The sequence below is a fragment of the Urinicoccus timonensis genome (genome assembly GCF_900232945.1).
Taxonomy (GTDB): Bacteria; Bacillota; Clostridia; order Tissierellales; family Peptoniphilaceae; genus Urinicoccus; species Urinicoccus timonensis.
In genome coordinates this window covers 1-14922 of sequence record NZ_OCTU01000008.1, presented here as the reverse complement: position 1 = coordinate 14922, position 14922 = coordinate 1, and the positions used below count along the sequence as shown (strand labels likewise).

The window sequence follows — 14922 nt, the reverse complement described above, 5'->3', positions numbered from 1 at the left end:
AAGTAACAATGGACAACTTAGACCCCTTTAAGGGGTAGCAAGTAAAAATTGCGTGTGGTAAACCACAGGCGCCCTTGAGACGTAGCTAGTAAAAAAGGCCCTTTGGGCCGCAAGAGAAAAACCACCGGCTACGCCGGTGGATTCTTATTGGAGGGGACTGTGTTATAATAAGAAGAGCAAACAAAGGAGGCTGGAATGAATTTTTATGTATTAAACCACGGATTATTAATTGACGGAAATGGCCAAGACCCCATCCAGGACGGCATGGTAATTGTTGAAGGAAAAACCATTACTTATGCTGGCCCCAGCAGGGATTTTGACCGGGATAAGTATATGGAAATCGACCTAAAGGGAAAGACCATCCTGCCAGGCTTGATTGATACCCACCTACATTTTTCAGGAAACTTGACAGAAAATAGCCGGGACTGGGTTTTTGAGCACCCAGTACAAAAAACAGTTGTCGCAGTCCAACAAGCTCATGAGTGCTTGGAAAGCGGGCTTACCACTGTTGGAGAAATTTCCTATAGTGGGATCCATATTCGCAACATGGTGGAAGCTGGAGTCATGCAGGGCCCTAGAATTGTTGCTACGGGTCGGGGATTTTGCCGGACAGCTGGCCATGGCGATAGCCACGAGCTTCCCCTGGCCTACAATGAAAATTCCCACCCCTGGGCAGAAAGGGTGGACGGCCCCTGGGAATTGAGAAAAGCCGTTCGAAGACGCCTAAGAGATAATCCCGATGCCATTAAAATTTGGTCCACAGGAGGGGGAATTTGGCGCTGGGACCAAAAACTGGATCAACACTATACCTTTGAGGAAATCAAGGCAGTAGTGGATGAATGTAAGATGGTGGATATCCCGGTTTGGAGCCATGCAGAGGGTTATGGTGGCGCCTTGGATTCTGCCAAGGCAGGAGTCCACTTAATCATCCATGGACAAACCTTAAATGATGAATGCTTGGATATTATGGCTGACAAGGGCATTTATTTTTGCCCTACCATCCAATTTTTAAATGAATGGTTTAAGTCCTATGCTCCTCCCTATGATCCGGCAGTCCATGACTTTTACGAAGGGGATACAGTGGCGGAAAAAGAATTAAACCGAGTTTATGGCAACCTAAGAAAAGCCGCCAAGAAAAAGATTGGCCTAACCATTGGGTCAGACTCCTTCTGTTCAAGCTTGACACCCTATGGAATTACTGCCATTGGCGAGATGGTATCCTTTGTAGAAAAAGCAAAAATTCCCATTATGGACACCATTGTAGCTGCAACTAAGACTGGGGCCCAGATGCTTAAGGTAGACCACATTACAGGGACCATTGAAAGTGGGAAATCTGCTGATATTCTTGTTTTAAGTAAAAATCCTCTAGAAAATATCCGTAACATCGATACGGAAAATATGGATATGATTATTAAAGAAGGGGAATGGATTAAAAAGATCTTATAAAATTATCTGGACCAAATTTTTGGTTAAATGAACTCCCTTTTGGGTAAAGATAAAACTAGGAAAGTTACAGAATAATTGGGAGGTATAGAATGAAATTAAGTAAGAAACTTGAAAAAGCATTAAACAAACAAGTGGCCAAAGAATATGAAGCAGCCTATGTTTATAATGGCATGCGGATTTATTTAGATGACTTCGGCGTTCCTGGAGCTACCCACTGGATGACCCTGCAAACAAAAGAAGAAATCGAACATGCTGAAGACTTTATTCAATTTATCAAGTCTGTAGATGGACAAGTTGAATTGGCTGAAATCAAAGCAGAAACCACAGAATATGATGGCTTAGCTTCTATTTGGGAAGCTGGTTTGAAACATGAAAAAGGAATTACCAAGAGCATTGAAGAAATTTTAGCCCTAGCTATTGAAGAAAAAAACTATGCTGCAGAAAATTTCTTAAGAACCTATGTAGATGAACAAGTTGAAGAAGAAGACAACTTTAGAGATGTTTTAGAACTCATTCAATTAGCTGGAGACGACAAGGCAGCTATGTTCCAAGTAGATAGTCGTCTAGGCCAAAGAGGACAAGAATAAAACCTGTCTAGGACCTTAGAAGAAAACACTGAAAAATAGGAGGATGTAATTATGGAATTAAGCAAAAAATTAGCAAAAGCTTTAAATGATCAAATTAAAAAGGAATATGAAGCAGCCTATGTTTACAATGGCATGCGGATTTATTTAGATGACGCAGGATTAAAGGGAGCTTCTTCTTGGATGACCAAACAAACACAAGAAGAATTAGAACATGCTGAAGCCTTTATCCAACACGTGAAGTCCTTGGATGGCAAGGTTGAACTAGGAAAGGTAGAAGCACAAAAAACAGACTATGCCGACCTATTAGAAGTTCTTGAAACTGCCTATGAACATGAACAAATGATTACAAAGAGCATTTCAGAAATTCTTGACTTGGCCATTGAAGAAAAAGAATACGCAACAGAAAACTTCTTGAGAAAATTCGTCGATGAACAAGTTGAAGAAGAAGAAAGCTTCAGAGATTTAATTGATCTTGTTAAATTTGTTGGAGACGACAAGGCATCCCTATTAAAAATAGACAGTGGATTGGGAAGAAGATAAGAATAGGTTAGAGACAAAGGGACTTCCCTTTGTCTCCTTTCATATCTAGTGAATAGAAAGAAGGTAGAGATGGGAAAAAAGAGTCTAGTGGTTTATTTTTCATGTGGAGGGACAACTGAGTTGGCTGGCAAGGAACTAGCTGGGGCTCTAAAATGTGACTTCCATCCCCTTGAGGCCCAAGAAACCTATACAAGAGAAGACTTGGATTGGAAGAATCCTCAATCTCGGTCAAGTGTGGAAATGCAGGATGAAAAGGCAAGGCCATCCTACAAAAAATTGCCAGTAGATTTGAAGGACTATGAGCAAATTTTTCTAGGTTTTCCCATTTGGTGGGGGATTGAACCTAGGATTATTGACCACTTTATAGAACAAGAAGACCTAAAGGGAAAAGAGGTCATTCCCTTTGCCACATCTGGTGGTAGCACAATTGACAAGGCCCAAGACCGGTTGGAAGAAAAATATGGACAAGGCCTAACCCTTTTAAAGGGACATCGCTTCAATCGGAACTTAGAAAGACAAGAAATTGAAGATTGGCTTCAAATCTTGTCCCATTAAGACTTAGAAAAGTCAAGGGTCCATAAAAAGTTAAGCTACTTTTTATGGACCCTTCTTCACTGAAAGATCAATTTTTTAAGATAATGAAAGGGGAGGTGTCATGAGGGGCTTAATTGTATATTCATCTAGAAGGGATAATACCAAGGCCTTTGCCAACTATCTTTACCAGTATTTGAAAGAAGATTATAATCTAGACTTAAAAGAAATCCAGGAGGTTGCTGACCTTAACCAGTACGATTTCATTCTTTTGGGTTGCTATAGAGACCGGGGCTTTTTAAATAAGGAAAGTCAAAAGGCCCTAAAGAAAATAAAGGGTCCTCTCGTGGGGATTTTTGCCAACGACCCCTTAGCCCACATGACCAATCAAAGACAAGAGTTTGCCTGTTATTTAGAAGGATTTCTAGTGGGAAGACCTAGCTTGGGAGTCTGGGTTTGTCCTGGTAGGACCAGCCAGGCTAGCTATGAAAAGGCCAAGATGACCCCCAATTTCCTTTTGCAAAGGAAGAGGTCTCGGACAAGAGAACTGCAATTTCGGGATAAGAGCTTTAAAGACCAGCTCCTAGAAGGCTTAAAGACCAGTAGGCCAGCCAAAGAAGAAGAATTACAAGAGGCCCTGGACTATTTTAAAGATTCTTTATCCAGCAGAAAGGTTTGTTCATTGTAGATTTTTTTAAAAGTAAAAAGACGAGAAAGATGGCGACAAGCAGACGACTAGGGTTCGGAAATTTTCCGGGCCCTTTCTCTTTAAGGGAAGATATAACTTGTCCTTGTTTTCTGCTATAATAATTAAAAGAAGATGATTGAGAATAAAAGGAGGATCCTATGTTTCATATTGTAAAGGGAGACATTACCCAGTGCCCTGTAGATGGGATAGTGAATGCTGCGAATCCATCTCTCCTGGGAGGGGGCGGAGTGGATGGGGCCATCCACAAGGCAGCAGGACCAGGCCTCTTGGAAGAGTGTAAAAAGTTAAAGAGCTGTCCAACAGGCCAGGCCAGGATCACGGATGGCTACCAGTTAAAGGCAAAAAAGGTAATCCATACAGTGGGACCTATTTACCAGGATGGTCTTCACCGAGAATCCTATCTTTTAAGGTCTGCCTACCAATCCTCCTTGGACTTGGCTAAGGAAAATGGCCTAAAAACCCTGGCTTTTCCCTTAATTTCTGGAGGGGTTTATGGCTATCCTCTTGAAGAATGCATGACGATAGCTATAGAAAGTTTACAAGAAGGGTCAAAAGACTTTCAGGACATCTACCTGGTTCTATTTACAGAGGACCTGGAGGAAATGGCTTTAAAAATACAAAAAGATGGGAAGAAAAGATGAAAAAACTACTATTAATTGATGGCAGCAGTTTATTTTTTAGGGCTTTTTACGCCTTGCCACTTTTGACAACTAAAAATGGTCTATATACCAACGCCGTCTATGGTTTTATATCCATGATGGAAAACTTTAAAGATAGCTATCAGCCTGACTACCTGGCTGTTTGCTTTGACCAAAAGGGGAAGACCTTTCGGCACAAGGAATATGAGGACTACAAGGGAACCCGGCAAAAGACTCCCAGTGAATTGGACCAACAATGGCCCATGATGCGAGAAATTCTGGACCACATGCACATTGTGACTCTGGATAGTCCTATTTATGAGGCAGATGATATTGCCGGAACCCTGGGGAAGATGGCCAGTGACCAAAATTATCAAGTAGTCTATTTAACAGGAGACCGGGACTACCTCCAACTGGTAGATGAAAATTCTTTTGTCCATTTGACCAAACGGGGGATTAGCGAAACAGAAAAATATGACTTGGCCCGTCTGGAGGAAGAATACCAATTGACCCCGGACCAAATGATTGATCTAAAGGGGCTTATGGGGGACAGTTCCGACAATATTCCGGGGATTCCAGGTATTGGGGAAAAAACTGGCCTGAAATTGCTCCACCAATATGGGACCATGGATGGTCTTTATGCACATGAGGACGAGCTTAAGGGCAAGACCGGAGAAAAAATCAGGGACCACAAGGCCCAGGCCTATATGTCCAAGAAATTAGGAACAATCTACCGGCAAGTTCCCTTGGACCTGGGTTTAGAAGACCTTGCTGTCAAGGACTACGACTACCATGCCCTAAGAGACCTCTATAAAAAATATGAATTTTCCAGCCTTTTAAAGAGGCTTCCCCAAGACTACCAAGACTTCGAAGCAGAAGACCAGGCCAAGGATACGGGCTACCTAGTCCTAAGTGGAGAAGAAGTTTTGGATAAGTGCAAGGGCAAGGACTTTGCCTTTTATATCCTGCAAGAAGGGCCAGTTTACCATGGCTATAAGCCCTATCTTTTTGCCTTTAAACTGGCTGATGACAAGACCTACATCCTTAAAGAAGACTTAGATCAAGACCAGCTTGGGGTCCTCTTTTCAGGAGAAAATAAAAAATATACCTATGGCTTAAAAGAGGCCTGGACCTATCTTTTAGATCAAGAAGTAGAGGCAGAGAATCTTGTCTTTGACCCAGAAATTGCCCAGTACCTAATAAATCCAGGGCAAAGTGATTATTCCATGCAAAGACTCTACCAGGACTATTTTAATGAGCAAATGGATTCTTTGGAAGACCTACAAGGAAAGGGCAAAAAGAAAAAAAGCTTCCAAGACCTGGACCAAGAAGACCTCTACCAATATGTTTCCCTAACCTGTCAGGGAGTCTTGCGTCTTATGGAAGCTCAAAGGCAAAAGCTTGAAGAAAGCAATATGTTGGGGCTGTTTGAAGAAATCGAGTTGCCTTTATGTGAAGTTTTAGCCTCTATGGAGTTAACAGGAGTCCAGGTAGATGGTCAAGTTTTAAAGGAAATTAATGAAGAAATTTCTACAGAAATTGATTCCTTAGAAGCTTCCATTAAGAAGGAAGCCGGGGTGGACTTCAATTTGAATTCCCCTAAGCAATTGGGCCAAGTATTGTTTGAAAAAATGGGTATGCCTGTAATTAAGAAGACTAAAACAGGTTATTCCACATCAGTAGAGGTCTTGGAAAAGCTAAAAGACCAAGGACCCATCATTGACGATATCCTGCGTTACCGGTCCCTAACTAAGTTGAAATCCACCTACTTGGAAAGTCTGGCGGATTTAATTGGAGAAGATGGTCGAATCCATTCCACTTTCAAGCAAACCAATACGGCTACGGGCCGGATATCTAGTAATGACCCGAACCTACAAAATATTCCCGTTCGGACCAAGGAAGGGCGATTAATTCGCAAGGCATTTGTGGCTCCAGAAGGGTCTTGTTTTGTGGATGCCGATTACTCTCAAATTGAGTTGAGAATCCTGGCCCATATTTCCAAGGACGACCATATGCTGGATGCCTTCCGGCAGGGGCAAGATATCCACCGGAGGACAGCGGCTCAGGTCTTCCACAAGGACCAAGAAGAAATTACGGATTTGGAAAGAAGACGGGCCAAGGCAGTAAACTTTGGTATTGTCTATGGAATTAGCGACTACGGTCTATCCAGGGACTTAAACATTCCTAGAAAGGAAGCCAAGGACTATATTGACCGCTATCTGGATAACTTTAGTGGGGTCCAAAAATTTATGAAGGATATTGTGGCCCTGGGCAAGAAGCAAGGATATGTAGAAACAATTTTCCACCGAAGACGCTATGTACCGGAATTAAAGGCCAAGAATTTCAATATTCGGTCTTTTGGGGAAAGAATTGCCTTAAACACCCCCATCCAAGGGTCAGCCGCAGATATTATTAAGATTGCCATGATTAAGGTCTACCGGGCCTTGAAAGACTCTAAGAGCCAGGCCAAGTTAATCCTACAAATCCATGATGAGCTTTTATTGGAAGTTAGAGAAGAAGACCAGGACAAGGTGAAGAAAGAATTAGTGGACCTAATGGAAGGGGCAGCCAAGCTGGACATTCCATTATCTGTAGATGTTTCAAGTGGGAAGAGTTGGTATGAAGCGAAATAAAGTGATTGGCTTAACTGGAGGAATTTCTTCGGGGAAATCTTTGGTTACGGCCTATTTAGAAGAAAAGGGCTATCCTGTCATTGACAGCGATAAAATTGTTCGAGACCTCCAGGAAAGTCCCCAGCTATTAAAGAAGATAGGGGACTTGTTTCCTGGCCTGGTGGATCAAGGAGTCCTACAAAGAGAAAAACTAGGACGGCTGGTTTTTTCCGATGAAAAAGAAAGAAAAAAGTTGGATGACCTGATGCATCCCTTGGTTTTTTCTGTTATTGAAAAGGAGATTCAGGACCGACAGGGCTTAGTTTTCGTGGATATGCCTCTTTTACTAGAAACCCTGGACCGGCAAAAAAATATTTCCTATGATGAAATATGGCTGGTCTGGCTTCCGAAAGACAAGCAAATCCAACGCTTAATGAAGAGGGATTCCATCAACCAGGCCTATGCCCGACAAAAGATTGATGCCCAAATGGCCCTAGAAGCCAAAAAAGTTCATGCGGATGTTCTCATTGACAATAGCCAAGATCCACAAACCACCTTAAAACAAGTAGACAGGGAGTTGAAGCGTTTATGCGACGGGGCTTTTTAATTTGCCTATTATCTATTTTGTGCCTAACGGCATGTCAAGGAAGTAACGATATAAAAATCAAAGAGATTTCAGAAGACGAGTTGGTTGAAACCAGTCCGGTTTCAGGAGGAACCCTGGAACTTCCCTTGACTCATATGGACACTGTCAACCCTCTTTTAAGTAAGAATACAGACTATTTTTATTTTTCCAAACTGATTTTTGAATCCCTTTATATTTCCGATGCTCTTGGAAATTTTAAAAGCAACCTGGCAGAGCATTATGAATTTTCTGAAGACGGGTTGACCTTGTCGGTAACCCTAAAAAAGGGCCTACGTTGGCATGATGGTCACCCCCTAACAGCTCAGGATGTAGCAGACACCTTTAATGCCATCCTAGATCTTCCTTCAGACAACCCCTACCTGGGCCTTATTCGTCACAGTATGGGGTCTTGTAACAGTTTTTTAGGAAGTGGATCTAGTCGGGCTGTGGCCTTTGACGAAAGAAATGTAGATTTTCAATTTGATAGGCCCTATAGGAATGCCCTACAAATGCTGACCTTTCCTGTTCTTCCCAGCCACCTCTTAAGTCAGGAAGACCGGCTGAAAGAAGAGGACTTTCCCATGGTGGGGTCGGGGCCCTTCCGCTATATGTCTGGAGATACCTTAAAGCCCTGGACCTTGGAAAAAAATCCCAACTATTGGGGGCAACCTCCCTATATTGACAAGGTTCAAGGGAAGATTTTAGAAAATAAGGGGCAGGGGACCAATGCCTTGGAAACGGGCCAGGTGGACCTATCTATGAATGATGGTTACGACTGGGACCGGGAAACAAATTCTAACCGGATCCAGGTGGAAGAATTTCCCACCAATGAATTGGAATTTTTAGCTATTAATATGAAGCAAGAAAAGTTTCAAGGAAGCCAGGGGAGGGCCTTGAGACAGGCCATGGCTAGAAGTATCAACAAGGCTCGGATTATTGACTCTCTTTGTCTGGGCAAGGCCATCCAAACTAGCTCCTTGATCCATCCCAAGTCCAAGTATGCAGACTATATCAACCAATCTGTTTACTATAATGTGGATACTGCTCGGGATATCTTAAAAAAAGCCGGCTTCAAAGAAAATGAGCGAGGCTTTTTCACCTTCCCTGATGGACGAGAATTGCGAATTGCCATTACAACCAATTCCTTTAACTACAACAGAAAAGCCACTGTGGATTTGATTATTGATGATTTGAGAAGAATGGGCCTAGAGGCTTATAGCAACTATCTTCCTGTAGATAATCAAAAAGAAAAAGATCCTGGCAAACAAAAAGAAGAGTGGCAGGAATTTCAAAAGCAAATCCAAGATGGGAATTTTGACCTGGCCCTAGTGGGAATGCAGATGACTCCCTTGCCAGACCTATCCAGTCTTTTGTATTCAGGAATGATTGGACAAGGCAACTTGAGTTCCTACTCCAGCCAGGAAATGGACCAGTATTTAAAAAAATTATCCTTGCGAAGTGTTGACGAAGATGAAAAAAATCTTTATAATGAAATAACTGAGTTATTTTATAGGGACTGTCCTTATATCCCCCTCTACTTTAAACAAGGAGCGATTTTAAAGGACAAAAGAATTCGCAGGAGCTTGGAGCCATCAGTATATGACCTCTATCACCGCTTGTCGAAAACATACATCCCTAAAGAATACCAGGATTAGCGAGGGTGCTGGAATAGGCAGACAGGCATGTTTGAGGGGCATGTGTGAGTAATCACGTGAGGGTTCAAGTCCCTTTCCTCGCACCAAAAATAGCTTATAATCATTAGGGTTATAAGCTTTTTTATTAAGTGGGACAATTATTTTTTTAACAAAGTCTTTTTGATAAAGGCTGAGGCCAAGGTCGAATCGAAATTGTTAAAAAAATATTGAAATCCACTCTCATAATTAGACGGACCTTTCTCAATTGACAAAATCTTAAGTTGTTTTCTTGTAAACGGGATAAGGTAAAGGTTACCAGACCCTGAAACTTACATAAAATCAAAGAGCTTTTTTTAAATGTCAATATACAAGGCCCGGGAAGAGTGTTATAATAAAACTAGTGTGAAATGTTTCAAAATATTTTTTACGCAGAGAAGCTTGAACTGAATATGAAGAGGTGAAAGGTATGAATTTAAAAAATCTCACGTTTTCCGTGGGAGGAGTTCACATGGACGAACATAAAACCCTCACAGAAAGTTGTCCTATTGAGCGGTTAGACCAGCCGAGCATTGTGCACATTCCAATGAGCCAACATATTGGGGCACCTTGTAATCCAACAGTGAAGGTTGGAGACCAAGTAAAGGTAGGCCAAGTCGTGGGAACATCAGATGCTTTTGTATCTGCAGATGTACACGCCAGTGTTTCTGGTGAAGTCGTTGCTGTAGACAAACGCTATACTGCTGATGGCCGGTATTGTGTATGTGTGTCCATTAAGAATGATGGAGCCAATACTTATGTTGAGGGGCTAGAGGCCTTCAAAAATTACGAAACAGCCAATATTGACGATATTATGACTTATGTAAAAAAATCAGGTATCGTTGGTATGGGTGGGGCAGGTTTTCCTCTCCATGCAAAACTAAAAAGTGAAGATCCACTTTTGGATGTTGTTATCTTAAATGGTGCTGAGTGTGAACCTTACTTAACTTGTGACCATCGAATTATGTTGGAACGAGCAGAAGAGATTTTAAAGGGGTTAAAACTCTTCGCAGATCTTTATCACACCAAGGAAGCCTATGTGGCTATTGAAGAAAATAAGCCAGATGCCATTGAAAAGATGGAAAAGCTTATTCAAGATAATCCTGAATGGAAGGACCTAAAGGTAGCATCTTGTCAAACAAAATATCCTCAAGGGGATTCCAAGCGTTTATCTGAAGCAGTTATTAATAGAATTGTCCCCCAAAATGGTGTTACCAATGATGTGGGGGTCTTCCTGACAAATGTTGGAACAACCCTGGCTTTCTATGAGGCCATTGAAAAGGGACTTCCATCCATTGAACGTGTCATCACAGTCAGTGGTACAGGAATTGAAAAACCAAAGAATATTATGGTCCCCATTGGAACAACTGTAGGGGAAATCTTAGAATTCTGTGGTGGTGTTAAGGAAAACTTTGTTGAAATTGTCTGTGGTGGTCCTATGACAGGAAAATCTGTCTTTGACTTAGACAGCCCCATTACCAAGACTACATCTGGACTTTTGATCTTTACAGAAGTGGAAAAGCCAGAAGAAACAGAAAGTCCTTGCATCAAGTGTTCTCGTTGTGTGGATCATTGTCCTGCAAATATCAATCCTACAGATATTAACGCGGCTATTTTGCGTAATCGTGTTGATTTAGCAGAACTTTACCATGCAGACCAATGTATGGAATGTGGAATTTGCTCTTTTGTATGTCCAGCAAAACGTCACTTAACTGAATCTGTTAAGTTGGCTAAAAGAGAAATCCGCATGGGCTCAAAGAAGTAGGAGGTAGAGATGGATAAAAATCTTAGAAACAGTGGAGACTATTTTGTATCTCTAGCACCACATATTCGTTCAAATGATACGGTTCAAAGAATCATGTTAGATGTATTAATTGCCCTAGTACCGGCTGCTATTGCATCTGTTTACTTCTTTGGCCTCTACAGTCTAGCTATTATGGCTGTATCTGTTGGAGCATGTGTTTTATCAGAATATGTTTTCCAAAAGTTAATGAAAAAACCCATCCAAGTTAAGGATTTATCCGCAGTAGTTACAGGAATCTTATTGGCCTTTAACGTACCTGCAGGTGCACCCTTGTGGATGGTAGCTTTCGGTGGCGTCTTTGCCATTATTATTGTAAAAGAATGTTTTGGTGGTATTGGAGGCAACTTCATGAACCCAGCCCTAGCTGCTCGGGTTATGTTAATGGCTTCTTGGCCCCAACAAATGACTGCCTATGTTCAACCTGATGGGATGACTGGAGCAACACCTCTACAAATCTTAAAAGAGGGTGGCGGCAACCTACCATCATTAATGGATATGCTTACAGGAAACATCGGTGGTGTTATTGGTGAAACCTGTGCGATTGCTTTAATTCTTGGTGGAATTTACTTGCTTGTTCGTAAGGTCATTGATTGGAAGACTCCAGTGATTTATATTGTATCAACAGCAATCTTTTTACTCTTATTTGGAGTTAAGGTCGACTTACTTGCCTATGAAGTTTTAGGTGGAGGTTTATTACTTGGTGCCATCTTTATGGCAACAGACTATTCATCTAGCCCAATGAACGCCAAAGGAAAAATCATTTTTGCTCTAGGAGCAGGTTTGATTACAGCGGTTATTCGTGCCAAGGGCGGTATGCCAGAAGGCGTTTCCTACTCAATCTTATTAATGAATGTATGTACGCCTTTAATTGATAAGTTTACCGTTGGTGAAGCTTACGGACCTAAGAAAGCATAGAGGTGAAGCAATGAAAGAAACTCTTCGATTAGGAGCTGTATTGCTAATTATTGCGACAATTTCAGGTCTCATTTTAGCAACTGTGAATTTTTATACATCAGATATTATTGCTAAGCAAGAATTAGAAACAACCCTGGCATCTTATAGGGATATCTTTGGAGATCAAGCAGACGATTTTGAACCCTATGATGCGACAGAACTTGCTAAATTAAAAGAAAAATATCCAACAATTACAGATATCTTCTTAGCCAAAAAGGGAGAAGATGTTGTTGGATACGGAATCAACTATCTAGCTTATGGCTATGGTGGAGCATTTAAAAATGCCATTGGTGTTTTAAATGATGGGACCATGGCTGGATTTAGAAACATTAGCAACAGTGAAACTCCAGGTTTCGGAAGTCACATTTCAGAACCTGAATATGCTGAAAGCTATGTAGGAAAATCCATAGAAGGACCCCTTAAAGGAAATAAGGACCCACAAGCCGATGATGAAATCATGATGATGACAGGGGCAACTATTACATCTAAGGGAGCCCTTGAAGGAGTTAACAAAGTTATTGATTTCTACCACAAAGAGTTAGTAAAGTAGGAGGATTTCATGGACTTAAAAAAAGTATTAAAGGATGGGATGTTTAAAAACAACCCAATCTTCATTCAATTAATTGGCTTGTGTTCAACTCTAGCTGTTACCAACACCTTATTGAACTCATTAGCCATGGGGATTGCTGTTACTTTTGTATTGATTATGAGTAATACAGTTGTCAGTGCCCTTCGTAAAATTATACCAAGCAAGGTCCGGATCCCTGCCTTTATCGTAGTTATTGCAACTTTCGTAACCCTAGTGGAAATGGTCTTACATGCCTATGTACCACCAATTTACGAAGCTCTAGGTATCTTCTTACCATTAATCGTTGTAAACTGCTGTATTCTTGGGGAAGCAGAAGGATTTGCCTATCAAAACAAGATCATTCCTTCATTTATTGATGGACTTGGAACTGGGTTAGGATATACGATTGCTGTATTGGCCATGGGTTTTGTTCGTGAACTCTTCGGTTCAGGAGAACTTTTTGGCACACGTATTTTTCCAGAAGCTTATCCTGGCATCGGCTTTTTAGTCGCTCCAGCAGGTGCTTTTGTTCTTCTTGGATTCTTAATTGCAGCTTTTCGTTATTTAATGGATAAGAAAAAAGAAGCCTAGGAGGAAGAAATGTTAAATTCAATATTTGTAATATTAATTGGAACAATTTTAGTTAACAACTATGTCTTCGCTCAATTCTTAGGGATCTGTCCCTTCTTGGGAGTTTCTTCCAAGGTTGAAACATCTGTGGGAATGAGTATTGCTGTAACCTTTGTTGTAGTTTTTGCTTCTGCAATTACTTGGGTTCTGCAAAGATTTATTCTGGATGTCTTGAGCTTAGAATACTTACAAACTATCGTCTTTATTTTGGTCATTGCTTCTTTGGTACAATTTGTAGAAATGGTCATTAAAAAGATGAGTCCGGCCCTATATACTGCCATGGGTGTTTATCTTCCCTTGATTACAACCAACTGTGTTGTATTAGGGGTTACAGTTCTAAACATTCAAAATGACTATGGTTTTATCGAAACTTTATTTAGTGGATTAGGTGCATCCATTGGATTTGGTCTTGCACTGGTTTTAATTGCAGCTTTACGTGAACGCTTAGAAATTGTCGATTTGCCTAAACCACTTCAAGGTGTGCCGATTGCTTTAATTAGTGCGGGACTCATGGCTATGGCCTTTGGCGGTTTCGCTGGGTTAATATAAGGGGGGCAATCTATGTTAGGAGAAGTAATTCGTGCAGCCATCGTCCTGGCAATTATGGGGGGAGTCTTCGGTGTTTTATTAAGCATTGCTTCCCGCGTATTCTATGTGAAGATGGACGAACGCGTTGTAAATGTATTAGATGCACTACCAGGAGCAAACTGTGGGGCTTGTGGGTTCCCAGGTTGTGAAGGTCTTGCCAATGCCATTGTAGCTGGTGAAGCCGCGGTAAATGCTTGTGCCATTGGTGGCCAAGAAGTTGCAGATAAGGTAGCAGACGTTATGGGCGTCAATGCTGGAAATATGGAAAGAGAAGTAGCCGTTGTTCGTTGCCAAGGTGATTGCAGTAAGGCTAAGAATAAGTACAATTATGAAGGTCTTGTAGACTGTCGCTTGATTAACGACTATGTCGGTGGATCCAAGTCTTGTGGGTCAGGCTGTCTAGGCGGTGGAACTTGTGTTGCTGTTTGTGAATTTGATGCAATCCACATTGTAGATGGGATTGCACAAGTGGACAAGGAAAAATGTGTTGCTTGTAGAAAGTGTATTGACATTTGTCCTAAAAACATCATTGGTTTGATGCCCTACAAACAAAAAACAGAAGTGAAATGTTCAACCAAGGATCCTGGAAAAATTGTCCGGACCAATTGCTCTATTGGATGTATTGCATGTAAACTATGCGAAAAGAACTGTCCTAAAGATGCAATCCATGTAGAAGATAATTTAGCAAAGATTGACTATGACAAGTGCATTAACTGCGGTATTTGCGCAGCAAAATGCCCAACAGGTGCTATCTTTGTAGAGTATCCAGAAAGAGTTGAAAAAATTAAAGAAGCTGCTAAGAAAAAAGCAGCAGCTGCAGCAGCCAAGAAAAAAGAAGAAATGGCAGCAGCTCAAGCAAAAGCAGCTACAGGAACTTTAGAAAAAGAAGCTGAAAAATCATAACCACCCGTAAAACGGGTGGTTTGATCACGGGCTATAAGCCCAAGTATTACCAACCAGCGTCTCAAGGCGCTGGTTTTCACTTTGTTCAAACCTTATTGTTTTTGCCTCTTTAGCCTG

Annotated in this window: 15 protein-coding genes and 1 tRNA gene; all 16 read left to right on the top strand. The window is 41.3% G+C overall.

Annotation, left to right across the window (positions count from 1 at the left end; genetic code table 11):
* Positions 1-195: 195 nt before the first annotated feature.
* Entirely contained in the window at positions 196-1446 is a 1251-nt protein-coding gene (locus tag CS898_RS09630) for a metal-dependent hydrolase family protein (RefSeq protein WP_099208952.1), read from the top strand.
* 89 nt (positions 1447-1535) lie between these two features.
* Positions 1536-2033, top strand: a complete 498-nt coding sequence (locus CS898_RS09625; protein ID WP_099208951.1) for a ferritin — start codon at positions 1536-1538, stop codon at positions 2031-2033.
* A gap of 51 nt (positions 2034-2084) precedes the next feature.
* Positions 2085-2573 carry a ferritin gene (locus CS898_RS09620; RefSeq protein ID WP_099208950.1) on the top strand — a complete coding sequence of 163 codons (489 nt, stop codon included), beginning with the start codon at positions 2085-2087 and terminating at the stop codon, positions 2571-2573.
* Positions 2574-2642: 69 nt separating this feature from the next.
* Complete coding sequence (locus CS898_RS09615; protein ID WP_099208949.1) at positions 2643-3128, top strand: flavodoxin; 486 nt, start codon at positions 2643-2645, stop codon at positions 3126-3128.
* Between the two features lie 100 nt (positions 3129-3228).
* The gene (locus CS898_RS09610; protein WP_099208948.1) at positions 3229-3792 is read left to right on the top strand and encodes a flavodoxin family protein; all 564 of its coding nucleotides are present in this window, start codon (positions 3229-3231) and stop codon (positions 3790-3792) included.
* Between the two features lie 158 nt (positions 3793-3950).
* Positions 3951-4454: a macro domain-containing protein gene (locus CS898_RS09605; RefSeq protein ID WP_099208947.1), complete on the top strand. Its 504-nt coding sequence runs from the start codon at positions 3951-3953 to the stop codon at positions 4452-4454.
* Positions 4451-7084, top strand: a complete 2634-nt coding sequence (gene polA / locus CS898_RS09600) for a DNA polymerase I (protein ID WP_099208946.1) — start codon at positions 4451-4453, stop codon at positions 7082-7084. The genes CS898_RS09605 and polA overlap by 4 nt, the downstream gene beginning before the upstream one ends.
* Positions 7071-7670: a dephospho-CoA kinase gene (coaE, locus tag CS898_RS09595; RefSeq protein ID WP_159459163.1), complete on the top strand. Its 600-nt coding sequence runs from the start codon at positions 7071-7073 to the stop codon at positions 7668-7670. The genes polA and coaE overlap by 14 nt, the downstream gene beginning before the upstream one ends.
* Complete coding sequence (locus tag CS898_RS09590; RefSeq protein ID WP_039880841.1) at positions 7652-9343, top strand: ABC transporter substrate-binding protein; 1692 nt, start codon at positions 7652-7654, stop codon at positions 9341-9343. The genes coaE and CS898_RS09590 overlap by 19 nt, the downstream gene beginning before the upstream one ends.
* A tRNA-Leu gene (locus CS898_RS09585) sits at positions 9343-9429 on the top strand. The genes CS898_RS09590 and CS898_RS09585 overlap by 1 nt, the downstream gene beginning before the upstream one ends.
* Positions 9430-9788: 359 nt before the next feature.
* A complete protein-coding gene (gene rsxC, locus CS898_RS09580; RefSeq protein WP_039880844.1) occupies positions 9789-11123 on the top strand; it encodes an electron transport complex subunit RsxC in 1335 nt (444 codons plus the stop codon).
* A 9-nt stretch (positions 11124-11132) separates the two neighbouring features.
* A complete protein-coding gene (locus CS898_RS09575) occupies positions 11133-12077 on the top strand; it encodes an RnfABCDGE type electron transport complex subunit D (RefSeq protein WP_009430233.1) in 945 nt (314 codons plus the stop codon).
* A gap of 10 nt (positions 12078-12087) precedes the next feature.
* Positions 12088-12666, top strand: coding sequence for an RnfABCDGE type electron transport complex subunit G (locus tag CS898_RS09570; RefSeq protein WP_009430910.1), 579 nt, complete (start codon positions 12088-12090; stop codon positions 12664-12666).
* A 9-nt stretch (positions 12667-12675) separates the two neighbouring features.
* Positions 12676-13275: an electron transport complex subunit RsxE gene (gene rsxE, locus CS898_RS09565; RefSeq protein ID WP_099208944.1), complete on the top strand. Its 600-nt coding sequence runs from the start codon at positions 12676-12678 to the stop codon at positions 13273-13275.
* Positions 13276-13284: 9 nt separating this feature from the next.
* Complete coding sequence (gene rsxA, locus CS898_RS09560; protein WP_009431064.1) at positions 13285-13863, top strand: electron transport complex subunit RsxA; 579 nt, start codon at positions 13285-13287, stop codon at positions 13861-13863.
* 12 nt (positions 13864-13875) lie between these two features.
* Positions 13876-14805, top strand: coding sequence for an RnfABCDGE type electron transport complex subunit B (locus CS898_RS09555; RefSeq protein ID WP_099208943.1), 930 nt, complete (start codon positions 13876-13878; stop codon positions 14803-14805).
* Positions 14806-14922 lie beyond the last annotated feature (117 nt).